Source organism: Alcaligenes sp. 1735tsa3, assembly GCF_024134565.1.
Taxonomy (GTDB): domain Bacteria; phylum Pseudomonadota; class Gammaproteobacteria; order Burkholderiales; family Burkholderiaceae_B; genus Alcaligenes; species Alcaligenes phenolicus.
Map to the genome: position 1 here is coordinate 4,054,072 of NZ_CP099862.1, position 13,212 is coordinate 4,067,283.

The 13,212-nt window shown below is 56.9% G+C and carries 16 protein-coding genes; 3 read left to right on the forward strand and 13 right to left on the reverse strand.

Annotated features, from left to right (window positions below; translation table 11 throughout):
• Nucleotides 1-4: 4 nt before the first annotated feature.
• The 6 genes from NIZ92_RS18675 to NIZ92_RS18700 all read right to left on the reverse strand — a co-directional run bounded on the left by NIZ92_RS18675 (nt 5) and on the right by NIZ92_RS18700 (nt 3,567).
• The gene (locus NIZ92_RS18675; RefSeq protein ID WP_026483541.1) at nt 5-1,027 is read right to left on the reverse strand and encodes a Nif3-like dinuclear metal center hexameric protein; all 1,023 of its coding nucleotides are present in this window, start codon (nt 1,025-1,027) and stop codon (nt 5-7) included.
• Nucleotides 1,028-1,275: 248 nt separating this feature from the next.
• Nucleotides 1,276-1,626 (reverse strand): hypothetical protein, encoded by a 351-nt coding sequence (locus tag NIZ92_RS18680; RefSeq protein ID WP_035269656.1) that lies wholly within the window; start codon nt 1,624-1,626, stop codon nt 1,276-1,278.
• A gap of 42 nt (nt 1,627-1,668) precedes the next feature.
• Nucleotides 1,669-2,613 (reverse strand): ornithine cyclodeaminase family protein, encoded by a 945-nt coding sequence (locus tag NIZ92_RS18685; protein ID WP_042485417.1) that lies wholly within the window; start codon nt 2,611-2,613, stop codon nt 1,669-1,671.
• An 11-nt stretch (nt 2,614-2,624) separates the two neighbouring features.
• On the reverse strand, nt 2,625-2,903 hold the full coding sequence (locus tag NIZ92_RS18690; protein ID WP_009457378.1) for a 2Fe-2S iron-sulfur cluster-binding protein: 279 nt from the start codon (nt 2,901-2,903) through the stop codon (nt 2,625-2,627).
• Nucleotides 2,904-2,914: 11 nt separating this feature from the next.
• Nucleotides 2,915-3,259: a hypothetical protein gene (locus NIZ92_RS18695; protein WP_035269651.1), complete on the reverse strand. Its 345-nt coding sequence runs from the start codon at nt 3,257-3,259 to the stop codon at nt 2,915-2,917.
• A complete protein-coding gene (locus tag NIZ92_RS18700) occupies nt 3,259-3,567 on the reverse strand; it encodes a 2Fe-2S iron-sulfur cluster-binding protein (RefSeq protein ID WP_009457376.1) in 309 nt (102 codons plus the stop codon). Before NIZ92_RS18700 ends, NIZ92_RS18695 begins: the two co-directional genes overlap by 1 nt.
• 201 nt (nt 3,568-3,768) lie before the next feature.
• Here NIZ92_RS18700 and NIZ92_RS18705 point away from each other — a divergent pair, with 201 nt between their 5' ends.
• The gene (locus NIZ92_RS18705; protein WP_083055009.1) at nt 3,769-3,960 is read left to right on the forward strand and encodes a hypothetical protein; all 192 of its coding nucleotides are present in this window, start codon (nt 3,769-3,771) and stop codon (nt 3,958-3,960) included.
• Here NIZ92_RS18705 and NIZ92_RS18710 read toward each other — a convergent pair.
• The 6 genes from NIZ92_RS18710 to NIZ92_RS18735 all read right to left on the reverse strand — a co-directional run bounded on the left by NIZ92_RS18710 (nt 3,957) and on the right by NIZ92_RS18735 (nt 10,897).
• Nucleotides 3,957-4,991: a 2Fe-2S iron-sulfur cluster-binding protein gene (locus NIZ92_RS18710; RefSeq protein ID WP_137430499.1), complete on the reverse strand. Its 1,035-nt coding sequence runs from the start codon at nt 4,989-4,991 to the stop codon at nt 3,957-3,959. The genes NIZ92_RS18705 and NIZ92_RS18710 overlap by 4 nt on opposite strands.
• 20 nt (nt 4,992-5,011) lie before the next feature.
• Complete coding sequence (locus tag NIZ92_RS18715; RefSeq protein ID WP_022983673.1) at nt 5,012-5,491, reverse strand: heme-binding protein; 480 nt, start codon at nt 5,489-5,491, stop codon at nt 5,012-5,014.
• A 31-nt stretch (nt 5,492-5,522) separates the two neighbouring features.
• Entirely contained in the window at nt 5,523-6,983 is a 1,461-nt protein-coding gene (locus NIZ92_RS18720) for an aldehyde dehydrogenase family protein (RefSeq protein ID WP_254002445.1), read from the reverse strand.
• 60 nt (nt 6,984-7,043) lie between these two features.
• A complete protein-coding gene (locus tag NIZ92_RS18725; protein WP_022983674.1) occupies nt 7,044-7,778 on the reverse strand; it encodes a TenA family transcriptional regulator in 735 nt (244 codons plus the stop codon).
• Between the two features lie 123 nt (nt 7,779-7,901).
• Nucleotides 7,902-9,374 carry a gamma-glutamyltransferase family protein gene (locus NIZ92_RS18730; RefSeq protein WP_254002446.1) on the reverse strand — a complete coding sequence of 491 codons (1,473 nt, stop codon included), beginning with the start codon at nt 9,372-9,374 and terminating at the stop codon, nt 7,902-7,904.
• A gap of 5 nt (nt 9,375-9,379) precedes the next feature.
• Nucleotides 9,380-10,897 carry a hypothetical protein gene (locus tag NIZ92_RS18735; RefSeq protein ID WP_009461936.1) on the reverse strand — a complete coding sequence of 506 codons (1,518 nt, stop codon included), beginning with the start codon at nt 10,895-10,897 and terminating at the stop codon, nt 9,380-9,382.
• Between the two features lie 169 nt (nt 10,898-11,066).
• On the opposite strand from NIZ92_RS18735, the gene NIZ92_RS18740 reads away from it, so the two are divergent.
• Nucleotides 11,067-11,801, forward strand: a complete 735-nt coding sequence (locus NIZ92_RS18740; protein WP_035269638.1) for a sulfite exporter TauE/SafE family protein — start codon at nt 11,067-11,069, stop codon at nt 11,799-11,801.
• A gap of 100 nt (nt 11,802-11,901) precedes the next feature.
• Entirely contained in the window at nt 11,902-12,609 is a 708-nt protein-coding gene (locus NIZ92_RS18745; protein WP_009461948.1) for a GntR family transcriptional regulator, read from the forward strand.
• Here NIZ92_RS18745 and NIZ92_RS18750 read toward each other — a convergent pair whose 3' ends face one another.
• On the reverse strand, nt 12,610-13,200 hold the full coding sequence (locus NIZ92_RS18750) for a TetR/AcrR family transcriptional regulator (protein ID WP_009461950.1): 591 nt from the start codon (nt 13,198-13,200) through the stop codon (nt 12,610-12,612). It lies immediately after the preceding gene.
• Nucleotides 13,201-13,212 lie beyond the last annotated feature (12 nt).

Sequence of the window (13,212 nt, forward strand, 5' to 3'; positions counted from 1 at the left end):
GGACCTACTGGAAGCTCAACACGTTCTTGCCCATCAGGTGGGCAGTCGAAAAATGCTGGGCGTATTCACGCAGGCGGGCACCCCCCACCTGGTGCACAGGCGTAGACGTCACCCGATCACGGAACATCACCACCTCGACGCCATCGAGCAAGGCACTCAAGGCATAGGCCAAGGGCAGGCCATTCTCCAGGATCTCCAGCACGTGGCTATTGCCCACCAGGAAATTCAGACCCAATTCACGAGCACATTCGATAAGCGCATGACCGTCGTAGACCCGGCTGATAGAGGCCAGCACCGTGTCAACGCCCGGGTTCTCGGCCACCGCCTGACGCAGATGGTCGGGGCTGAATCCCGTATGCGGAAAAATGTGCAAAATACGCCCGACGCGACTGTTGCGCTCCCCTAGCCGAATCGCACCACGCGTCAAGGTGCTGGTCTCCAGAATGTTTTCATTGCCCTTGATGCGGCGTTCAGCCTGCAAGACCTGATCCTCCAGATCCAGCCCCATGAAGCCGTCAAGCCGATCCAGCATGTCGCCCAAGGTGCTCACCCCATCCAATGGTTCGCCCACGAACATCACATTGCCATGAATGCCTCCATAGGCAATATCGCTTTTTGCTACTTTGTGGCCATGCAGATACGCGATGCCCGGATGCAGACCATGAAACGCCTCATGACACTCCAGGGCAGCCACCCCATACAGGTCCAGGTAATCCTTCAGGGTCACGCCGCCGCAACTGGCGGCATCGGCGATCGGATGATGCGCAACAATGGCGTCCACCCCGGTTGCGCCCGCCAGCTCAATGCTCAATTCGGACATGGTCATGCACACCGCCACCTTGCGCACTTCCTTGTTAGGATCCCCATGAATCAAGCCTGGGATTTCCAGTACTTCCTTGCCGTAAATTCCAGAGGACTTCCAGATCACGAAGGGATGGTGGCCGCATTTGACCTCATCCATACAGGACACCATGCGTCCCCCCGTGATTACGTTCAATGCATCCAGCAAATCGGCTACATAGGCCATGATTTTGTCTCCAAATAAAAAGCCGGCCTCGAACCCTGGGGTATCCCAGAGTCCGAGGCCGGCGGTATGCGAGCACTTCCTGTCGGCAACTTCCCCAAGCGGACCTGTCAGGGCCTGGGCTTGGCTCCAGAGCAAATTGCACATCAGGCAATCCACTGCGGACGGAAGGACAACAAGACTGTCTACCAGTCAGCTTCTTTTTATCGGTTCGGAATTCAGGGCAACGGTTCTCACCAATGCCACTGCATTCACACTCCTTTTTGCAACAACACCATGGTGGAAGACAATTGCGCCGCGGCGTCGTAGTCCTTGAATATGGCCACCACATCCAGCCCATATTCATCCACCAAAACCTGCTTCATCTCCTTTTTGAAGGCCTTGATCAGATACAGATCCGCCAGATCAGCAATATGTGCATTTTCACGGCTCAACGTCTGCAAGGCAGGCTGGCGTTTATGAACCGCCAACATGCTGATCCGATCCTCCAGCACATCAATCTTCAGCGTCACGACACCTGATGCAAAAATACTGCTGTTGATGCGGTTGTAGTCCCGGGTCAGTGCCTGCTTGAATTCGCCTAAAGAAGAAAAGCCTGCCATCCCCATTGCCTACTCCCAACATGCTTGAATTATTGTCGTTTTTCAGTGTGCGGCAAGCGCCTCCTGCGCTGTCTTGCCAAGCTGATGACGGCGATACGCCAATCCAGCGACGGCAATATCTTCAATCGCCACACCCACTGATTTATACACGCAAATTCCCTGTGCGTCGTAGCCTTGTCCCCGGTCTAATTGCAACCAATCGCTTAACTCGCACAACTTGTCCGAAACGCCGCAATTGGACGCGGCCAGAATCAGGTCCCCCGCCTCCGCGAGAGTCTGCTCACCCCACTCCACCACAATCTTGCCTGCCCGCTGCAGGCAGGCATCATCCAACTCCCGCGCTGTTGGCAAACTGGAGCCAACGGCCGCGACAAAGCAGCCGGGCTTCAGGCTGCGTCCATCAAACAGGGGGTCGCGACTGCGGCTGGCCGTGACCAGAATATCCGCCTGTGCGGCGATCTCTTCCGCTCGGGCGGCTCGCACAGGCACACCACACTCCAGCTCCAGCTGGTGGCAGCGCTTCTCATCGACATTCGGGCTCCACACCAGCACACGTTGCAAATCAAAGGTCTGGCAAAACTGCAGGGCATGCGCCATCCCCTGGGCACCCAAACCCAGCACTCCCAAGGTTTGCGAATGGGGATTGGCGCCACGCTGTGCTGCCAGCACCGAGCAGGCTGCAGTACGCCACTGCGTGATGGCGCCAGCATCCAAGGTGGCCAAAGCCTGTCCGCTCAGTGCATCAAACAGCACAATGACAAAATTGAATGCGCCATGCACGGTCGTATAAATCTTGGCACCCGCCACTTGCTGGCCTGGGATGACCGCGCCCAAGGTCGACAAACGGGTATCGCCCACCTGCGTGCGCACACGACGCTGCTGGGCCGCCTGGCCCTGCCCAAACTCGATGAAAGCCTGCTCCAGCACCTCCTGTACGGCAGGCGCATCAAGCAGCTCGTGTAGTTGCTGATCGGTCAAATGCAGCATGGCCGCTCCTTTTACCAGCTCACCGTAACGTCACCACGAACAAAGGTCTGGCACGCCATACGAAAACCCTCTGCCAGATCCTGCTCGGACAAATGCTTGTGTTCCTTGGCCTTGACCTCATCCGTATTGCTCAGCCCTTCCGTAATTCGGCACTTGCAGGTGCCACAGATCCCGCCCCCGCATTTGAACGGGATGCCACCGCGCTCGCGGATGGAAACCCGCAGCAAGTTACTGTTCTCGGCGGCAGACACCACCAAATCATTATTCGACGCAAATGTAATCTGAACCATATTCTGCTACCTCAGGATTGCTGCTGTGCCGGGGTCTGTGCCCCTGCCTGGTGACCGTCAAGCTCACACTGACGCAATTCGGCTTGTATGCTGCCAAAGTGCGTCAATCCGGCCAGTTCTTCATAAGCCTGTTCGACTGTTGCAAACTTTTCCATTTGCCGGGTAGGGATGTCATTGACCGTGCCATTTGGCGTCTCTTCCACAATGCGAACGCGCGAGCCTTCCTGAATACGCGCAATGGCAAACACCGCCTTGAAACGACCCTGAAAATGGTATTCATAGGCCGCCACCATCTCCACGCCCACGCCCGGTTCCGTGCGGTATTCCCCTGGCTTGCTGGTCAGCACCACATACATCACTGCACCTCCTGTGTTTCAGCTTGCTCCAGAACGATGTCCTGATTAATCCATAGCTGACAGGCCAGCCGCCAGCCCTGATCGAGTCGCTCGCCCAATTGTTTTTTCTCTTTCCAGTTGGCCGCTGGCAAATGCTCGCCCCCCTCCAGAACACGGCAGGCACACTTAGCGCACTTGCCCATGCCACAACCGTAGGTCAAATGCGGAAAGGGAAATTGCTTGATACCCGCCCGGACCACCAGATTGGTGTTCTCCTGCACCTCACCCACATGCGTCTGGCCGTTTTTATGAAAAGTAATGGTTGGCATGAAACCTCCTGCTGGCTGCCAATAATGCGACCGGATTGCGAGCCCTGACCGCCTGAAAAACCAAGAACGGTATACCAAGATAAAAACCGCAACCTTCAAGCAACAGTTTTTCTTGTTTTTAGACACAAATATCCGTCAATTTGAGTAGAAACCCCTATTGCGGTATACTTAATTCAATTCAAACCCATTAACGAGATCATCATGAAAACCCCCGTCGAACTTCGCTATCTGCAGCGTCCCGTCGGCGAGCAGTTGCTGCCACACTTGGCAAAGCGCAAGCATCTGCGCCGTCGTATCCCGCTCATCAACCTGCCCTCATTAACTGAACTGTTTGGCGGCCGCAAGAAGCGCAACCCCGAAGCCGGTCAGGACCAACTCCCCCACCGAGCCTAGACAAGAGAAGGCTCTGCCGAGCTGGGATCAGACTGAAAGTTGAAGGCGTCGGCATACATGAACTGCTCATTGGCGCCATGCTCCTTGAACAAACCACGGGCCTGCTCAATCATCACGGGCGAGCCACACAAGTAAATGGCATGCTCTGACAGGTCAGGTTCATCCCGGCACACCTGTTGCTGCACATAGCCGCGCGCGCCTTGCCAACTCTCGTCAGCATGGGAGAGCACAGGGACAAAACGGAACTCGCACAAGCGCTCAGCCCAAGATTCAATCTCCTGGGCCAGATACAGGTCTTCGGGCCGATTCATTCCCCAATACAGGCTGACAGGCGGGCAATCATCCTTGTCCAGCAAGGACTCCAGAATCGCCTTGATGGGGGCAATGCCAGTTCCGGTTGCCACCATGACCATGGGTCGCCAGTCGCGCTCACGCCAATAGAACACGCCCAAGGGCAGTTCCAGCAGCAGCTCGTCGCCGGCTTTCAGGGTCGGCAAACATACCTGGGTGAAACGCCCACCCTCCACTTCCCGCACATGCAATTCAATGCGCCCCTGTGCGGCATCGGCATTGGCCATAGAAAAACTGCGTGCACGCCCGTCCTCAAACAAGATGTTCAGATACTGACCTGGACGGAACGACACTTGCACGTCCTGCGGCAACTGTAAAATCAGACGCCAGATCCCCTGACATGCCCTTTCCACGCTGTGAACCTGCGCCCGGACTTGCCGGGTTTCAGGCAAGTCATCTCGATGTGCGGCCAGACTGATCTCAATATCGGCATCGAGCCGTGCCTGGCAGGCGGCGGCATGGCCCTGCTCGTGTTCTTCATCAGCAATGCTCATGGGCAGGCAGTCATCCTCATAACAAACCTTCCCACGGGTGACCTGAATGCGGCAGGTCCCGCAGCCACCAAACTCGCAGTCGCTATAAATGCGCACGCCTTGGCGCTGGGCGGCCTGCAAGATGGTCTCTTGCGGTTCTACCCAAAACTGCTCGCCGGTTTCCTTGATATCGACACGATGGGCCATGACCCGTCCTCCTGATGCCACTATTTCTTGATGTCCGCCTGAACCAGCACGTCCAGACCCTCTGCCTTCAAGGCCTCGGCCAAGGCCTGCAAGCCAGCAACACCGGCTGCCGTATCCTGCTCGCCGTTACCACCGCTCAGGCCTATGCCACCAATGACTTCGCCGTTGACCACGATGGGGTAGCCGCCTACAAAAGCAGCAAAGCGACCTTCAAAGCTCAACTGAATCCCGAAGGCTTCGTTACCCGGCAAGGCGGGGCCATTAGGCGGCGTGGTGAACAAATGGGTGGAGCGCTTGTGGCCTGCAGCGGTAAACGCCTTGTTCCAGGCAATCTGGGCGCCGGTAATACGTGCCCCATCCATGCGCTCCATCACGATGGGGTAGCCCCCTTCGTCAACCACGCAAACGGTCTCCAGCACGCCAATCTCCTTGGATTTGGCAATCGCCGCGTCCACCATCAAGCGCGCTTCGCGCTGTTCGAGACGTAGGATCTTTTTCATATGTCTTCTCAGTATTTCGGGTTAATAAAATTCAGATACCGCGATACACGGTCTTGATCTGGGTATAGAACTCCAGGCCCGCCCGGCCCGACTCGCGGAAGGTGGAGGTGCTGGACTGTTTCAGTCCACCAAAGGGAGCATTGATCAAGTTGCCGGTTGTGGTGCGATTGATCTTGACCGTCCCGGCCTCAATGTCATTGGCGAAGCGATGCGCATAGTCAGCACTGCGCGTCACAATGGCGGCCGACAAGCCGTATTCGGTGTCATTGGCCATGGCCAGTGCCTGCTCGTAGGAATCGATTTCCAGCAAGGCAATCACCGGACCAAAAATCTCTTCGCGGGCAATACGCATTTGCTGGGTCACGTCTGTGAACAAAGCCGGACGCATGAACAGGCCCCGTGCGTAGTCACCTTCAGTCAAACGTTCGCCGCCCAGTAAATGGGTGGCTTCCTGCTTGCCGATGGCCACATATTCCAGAATGCTTTCCAACTGGCTTTCGGTGGCAATCGGGCCCAGATCGGGGTTGCCATTCAAACCATTACCCACGGTCAAAGCGCTGACTTTCTCTACCAGGCGCCGCGTGAATTCTTCTTTGACCTGACGATGCACCAGCACACGGCTGGTTCCCGTGCAGGCCTGGCCGCTCAAGGAGAATCCGCCTTGAACCACCAGTTTGACGGCCAGATCCAGATCGGCGTCTTCCATGACAATCAAGGGGTTTTTGCCACCCAGCTCCATTTGAGTCCGGGTGCTCATGCGTGCCTGACGACAAATGTCTTCACCCGCCTGGGTCGAACCAGTAAACGAAATAGCGCGTACCTGAGGAGATTGCACCAGCGTGGGCCCCACTTCACTGGCCCTGCCATGCACCAGATTCAGCACACCCGCCGGAATCCCGGCTTGCGCAAAGGCTTCGCACAGGTAATAGCCCGTCAAAGGTGTGTCGGATGAAGGCTTGAACACGACGGTATTACCGGTGATCAAGGCGGGGGCAATTTTGCGTGCCGGGATGGAGATAGGGAAATTCCAGGGCGCAATCACGGACACCACGCCCAATGGTTCACGCTGGGTGTACACCAGTTGCTGCGCATCATCCTGGGGGAAGGTCTCGCCGGTATAGGTCTGGCCTTCAACCGCATAAAAACGCAAGGTCTGGGCCGAGCGCCCGACTTCCATCTTGCTTTGCGCCAGCGTTTTGCCCTCTTCTCGCGTCAGGCCCTGAGCGATACGGTCCACATTGGCATCAAGCCAGGCTGCCGCCGCATTCAGCACACGAGCTCGAGCGGAGATAGGCGTGGCTCGCCATCCTGCAAAGGCAGCCTGAGCAGCTACAACAGCCGCCTTTGCGTCCTCAGCCGTGGACAATGGGAAAGCCCCCACTACATCGTCACGATCGGCCGGATTCAGATTGGGCTGCGTACGCCCGCTCTGGCTGGGCAGCCACTGCCCATCAATGTAATTGTCGAAAACGACGTCCTTGAGATTGTCCACCGCTGTACTTCCTTGTTTCTAGGTCGGCGGGCAGCCCATCTGCCCGCTCGGCTGTCTGGCTCAGGCTGCTTCCAGCTGCAGTTCTTGCAGGCTGATTTCGTCTTTGACGTAATCGTTGTACAAGGAGGTGGTATACAGTAGACGCATCTCGGCACCAATTTCGCAGATGCGCAGGCAACGCTGTTGCAGCTCTACGGTATTGGCGTGCTCAAGAACGATCTGGTAGCCGCGCTCGCCATGAATCTCGTCGGACACGATATGCAGATCGAAAAACTCCACTTCTTCATCGGTGAAGCCGTATTTTTCACGCAGGGTCGGTGTCTGCTTGCGGTAAATGGAGGGCACCTGAGACTCCAGGCCCACGACTAGCCCTGCAACGGCAACAACGGGGTCTTCACGCATGGCAATGGCGTAACACCAGGCCTGCAAGGCGCGGGTGGTGGCATTCATATTGTCAGGATCTTCGATCCGAGCCCGTGTCGTGCCACACGCTTCGCCAAAGCGGATCAGCAGGTCTGTGTGACGGTCGCCCCCAATTTCCTCTTCATACATATTGGCCAGCAAGAAGTCTTTGGCTTCTACGTATTCGGCGGGGGTGCGGGCATACAGATAGCCCAGGTAATCAGCAAAAGGGCCGACATAGTGGTAGTGGTTTTCAGCCCAGCGAGCCAGATGCTCACGGCTTAATTTGCCGCTGGCCCAGGCAATGCTGAAAGGGGAAGTATTGGCACTTTTCCCTTTAATGGCGGTTTCCAATGCGGTGCGAAATTCATCGCGATTCAGCAGTTTTTCCATGACTGTTTCCTTGTTGAAAGACGTCGCCCTGACAGCAGCCGACGAAAGATGAGGTTTGGACCATTTAAGTATATTGTATACCGTCTACTATTTTAGAAAGTAGGGAATAACCCTGCCCGATTATCAGGCCAGCGCCACGCAACCATCCTTACGAGGGTCAGAAACAGCCTGCAAACGGCCGTCTGCCAAGCGCTCAACCGCCTGAGCCCCGCCAAAGTCGCTGCGGCCAGCCAGTTCGCCTACGCCTTTATCAGGCGGCACATACCCGTGCTCACGCAAAAAGGCTGTACGGTTCGCATCAAAACCGTCCTCCAGGGCCAGACGCCCGGCCCCTTCCAGACGCCAGCGCGGTTCAAACATCGCTTTATCCAAAGGCCAGCCATCGCGCAAAACACGGGTCCATATCTGTATCTGCCCTTGGGGTTGCATCAAGCCGCCCACCACGCCCAGTCCCATATGGAACTGGCCGGACTTCAAGGCCAAAGACGGGACCACCGTGTGATAGGGCCGTTTGCCCGGCCCCGGGCCATTCACATGCCCTGGCTCGGAGAAACCGAACCCCCGGTTTTGCAGCACAAACCCACAGCCGGGCACGGCATAGCCTGACCCAAACCGTTTGAAGATGCTGGACATGAACGTAACCGCCAACCCGTCTGCATCGATCACAACCGTGCAGACCGTATTGCCTGCCGGATCACACACGACCCGTGAAGCCTGAACCATCGCCGCTTCGGTCGCCTTGACCAGTTCCAGCTCCGCCGCATCCTGGTCAACCGGGCGTTTCCAGGCACTTTGCACGGCGTCCAGGACTGCCACCCCATGCGTGTTGGGGGGACATTCATAGAGACTGAACTCTCCCAGCGATGCGCTGACAGGCTCGCAAAAGAACCCTTTATGGCGGCGAAAGTCCTCAGCCCTCAACAGCCCCTGTACCTGCTCCATTGCCTGCTCTGCCTGCTGCGCGGGACGCCCCAGATAGAAGGCATCGGGGCCTTGCGTGGCGATGTCCTGCAAGACAGCTGCCAGTTCAGGGTTCAGGTATTGCTCCCCCGCCTTGGGAGGCTTGCCCGCCCTATACAGGGCGGCACACACGGGATCGCGGTGCAGTACAAAATCAAAAATTTGCCATTCACGCGCCGCCACCGGCGCTACCGCAAAACCTTCCCGCGCTGCCTGAATGGCAGGCTGAAACAAGCAGGCCCAGTCCAGACGGCCATAGCGCTGGTGCATATCCCACCACCCTCGCACCAGGCCAGGCGTGGTAATGGACAACACATGACGCTCCGGAATCCGTCCCCCAGGCAAAGCCTGAACCTGCTCAGCCTTCAACAGCAGGGGCGCCGCTCCGCTGCCGTTATAAGCCACTGGCATACTGTCGGGCGATGCAATCATGGCCAACAGATCGCCACCAATGCCTGTCGCCATAGGTTCGACAACCCCCATGACAGCATCGGCAGCAATAGCCGCATCCACTGCACTACCCTTGAGTTCCAGCATGGCCTGCGCGGCCCGCACCGCCAAGGGGTGCCCGGCAGCAACGGCCCAATGTTTCCCCAAGCCCTGTTTTTCACCGGCGCGATAGGCTGTCGTACTCATATCGCTCATCCGAACACCAGCACAGCGCAAATTGTTGACAGGGCCATCCCCGCCAGCACAGGAACCGTCAGGGCTCGCACCAGATCCAGCACATGCACTCGGGCAAAGCCCGCCACGGCAATCAATGAAGACCAGGCAATCAAAGTGCCACCGCCCGTCCAGATAGCACCGATCTGTCCTACCGCAGCCAAGGTTTCAACCTCCAGCCCGGATACCGGGCTCAAGGCCGAGGCCAGGGTTCCTGTCAATGGCAGGCCCGAGAAGCCCGAGCCATCAATGCCCGAGATCATGCCCACCAACAGAACACCAAAAGCCACCAGAAAATGATTGTCCGGAATCAGATGCTGCCCCGCCGAGATCAGCTCGAACAGCAGACTGGGTGTTTGTTCCAGTGGGGTGCCCAAAATAGCAGACGTTGCTTCACTGGCGCCCAGGAAGAAGAAACCGGCGATGGGCAGCACCGAACCCATGGCGCGAAAGGCGAATACAAAACCATCGGTCATATGATCCGGGCAGGTGTCCAGCATGCGCCGCGGCCCTTCTGCCATACAGGTAGCAATCATCATCAACACAAAGGCCACACCCCCCACCAGACCGGCGGCGTCGCCACCCCGCAGGACTGGCAAGGACGGGATAAAGCGGGGCAACAGCATGATGCCAATCACCGCCAGAAACGCCAGTGGCGTAATCCAGGCCAGAATGCGCGAATAGCGCTCTTCCTTGGGGCTCAGGCCAGGATGCACCGTGTGTTCATTACCCGCCGTTCCACGAGCAATCTCGGCCTTGTCATACGTGCCTTGGGATTCCACTTCATCCAGGGTGCTATCCGGCGCCTGGCGCATCCAGGCATCCAGCAAACGGCTATCTGCCGGTTTGAAATAGCGGCGCATCAGCAAAAATGTCAACGTCAACGCAACGCCACCGGTAATCCAGGAAAGCACCAGCGCACGATCCGCCAGCACGGCAACATCGGCTCCGACGCCGGCTGCCTTGGCGCTGATGCCAGGAGCAACGCCAATGATGTAGTCGGACGACAGCGCCATGCCCTGCCCACAGATGGCGATAGCCATCGCCCCGACCAGGGGAGGCAAGCCAGCCGCAATCGCCGCCGGCAGCAAAATGGCCGACACCAGAGGTACAGCGGGTGTGGGCCAGAAGAACAGGGAAATAAAGTAGGTAGCCGCCGCAATCATCAGAAAGGACGAGGCACTATTGACCATGACCTTGCGGAAGGGGGCCACCATCTTCACATCGGCCTCCAGCCTCTTTAACGAGTTCAGCAGGGCAGTCATGAACGTGATTACCAGGAAAATATTGAACAGTTCCTGGGCCGCCACAAAGCTGGCTGAAAAAATACTGATGAAGCCTTGGATAGGGCTGCCAGTCATGGCGGTGACGACCGCCAAGGTGCCAATAACCGATGGCACCACCACATTGGCCCGGAAAATCATCGTAATGATGATGACCAGAACGCTGATCAAATAAGCCCAGTGCGCCGCACTGAGCACCACGTCGCTTTGCATGTATCCCCCTTCCTTCTCTTTTTTCTGAATATCGAGCACATCTGAAACGGTATACTATCTTCAATTGTGATTTCGAATCAGAAAAAACTATCAAAAACTGGGGAAAACTCTAAGAGTTTTATGTTTGAAACACTTAGATTGAATACCTTATACAAATGAAGAGGAAACTATGGCGGCTTTGATTGATCTGGTGGACCCGCTCTCCTGGCTGCTCATGGCCTTGCTGGTTGTGTTGGCCGCCTTTTTGCAAGGCGTTGGCGGAGTTGGGTTTGCAATGCTGGTCGCGCCGATTGCCGCCTTGATATTTCCGCAGTTGGTTCCAGGCCCTCTACTGGCCTTGGGTGGCAGCGTCTCTTTGCTGGCGGCCTTGCGAGAACGTCAACATATCGTGCCCGATGTCGTTGTCTGTGCTCTGGGTGGCCGTGCCACCGGATCGATCATTGCCATACTGGCCATGACACAACTACCCATAGAGGCGGTGAATCTGGGTTTTGCCCTGGCCATTCTGGCCGCAGTCGCACTGAGTGCCTGGGGCTTGCGCATCCTGCCTTCCAAACGAAACATGATCCTGGCGGGCATTGCCTCGGGCATCATGGGAACCCTGACCTCGGTAGGCGCTCCCGCTCTGGCAATTGCCATGCAAAACCTGGCTCCTGCACAGCTACGCGCCTCATTGGGTCTTATTCTGTTTTTAGGGGCAAGCCTGTCCTTGATCCTGCTTATGGTGGCTGGCCTGTTCTCCTGGCAACAGGCAATGCTCAGCATTGTGCTCTACCCCTTCATGCTGCTGGGCTTCGCCTTATCAGGACGATGGCGTCATAAAGTCAGCATGCCGCTAATGCGTAGACTGCTATTGGGGATTTGTTCGCTAAGCGCCGTGGTCTTGATCGCCCGCAGCGTGTGATGAGGATGCTTAGGCCGCAAACTGTATACCATATTCAGAAAAATGCGCTCACACCGTATAATCGTGGCTGGCCCTTTTGCCCAATTGCACAGGTCGCACCATGAATATCCCCAGTTTCAGCCTTCCCAACACCCTTTCCGGCGCGGAAAGCCGTCGCTTGGGCGATCAACATGCGTCATTGTTTGCGGTTATCCGTGACCAATTACGCGAGCGCATCTTGAGCGGAGAATTTCATCCGGGGGATCGCCTTGTAGAAGGTAAATTGGCTAGCGAACTGGGCGTCTCGCGTATTCCGGTACGGGAAGCCCTGCGCGAGCTGGCCTCAGAAGGTCTGGTCACGATCGAACCACGACGTGGGGCCTCAGTGGCTATCCTGTCGACCGAGATTGCCTACAACATGGCTGAAGTGCGCGCCACGCTCGAAGGATTGAATGCAAAACTGGCCGCCCAACGCCGGGACCCAGCCAATATCGAAAAGCTGCAAACCATTCTGAGCCAGGGCCATGAAGCCATGGATGCCGGCAATCTGGATTTGCTCAAATCCCTGAACCGCCAGTTTCATGAAACCCTGGCCACCATGTCGGGCAATATTGTTCTGACCGAGCTCATGCGCTCCCTGCGTGACCGCACCGCCCTGTTATTTGCGCCCAGCAATTTGCAGCGCATCCGCCAAAACTGGGAAGATCACTCCCAGATCCTCAATGCGGTTGTGGCCGGTAATGGTGATCTGGCCAACCTGCTGGCCACCCAACACGTGCACAATGCAGCCAAAGCCTATCAGGACGCCCAGAACGGCGAGAAAACCTGATCAGGCCGGGCGGCCTGCTCTCAAGGCCGCCTCAAATACCCTCCAGACCGATGCCAGACGCCGCTGGTATTTGTGCGCACCACCAAACAGAAGCTCGCTTTGCAGACTGTCGATCAAGGCCATGTACGTCATGGCCAGGGTCTCCACGCTCAAACCTGTTTCCGATTTGGCCAAAGCGGACTGTGCCAAGGCTTGATGAATGATGCGTTCCAGATCGTCCATGAACACATGCATGGGCTGCATCACCACATCGTACAAATGCACAGGCGGCGCAAACAAGGTGCGAATCCAGAAACGCACTTGATGTGATTGCTCAAAGCGCTCCTGTATCCCTTCCAGGTACGCTCGCAACTGCTCCTTGATGTCATCGCCTCCCTGCAGAACTTGACGGGCGTGGTTCAGCTCATCTTCCACAATCTTCGGAATCAGGTTCAGAAACAGCTCGTCCTTGTTGCGGAAATGGGCGTAGACCGAGGGCTTCTTGATGCCGACATCAGCGGCAATCTCGTTCATGGTGGTGGCATCAAAGCCCTGAACAGCAAAGCGCGCCAACGCGGCATCCTGCAGTTTTTCAGTCGTGGTTTTGCTCACAGTCCAACAGCT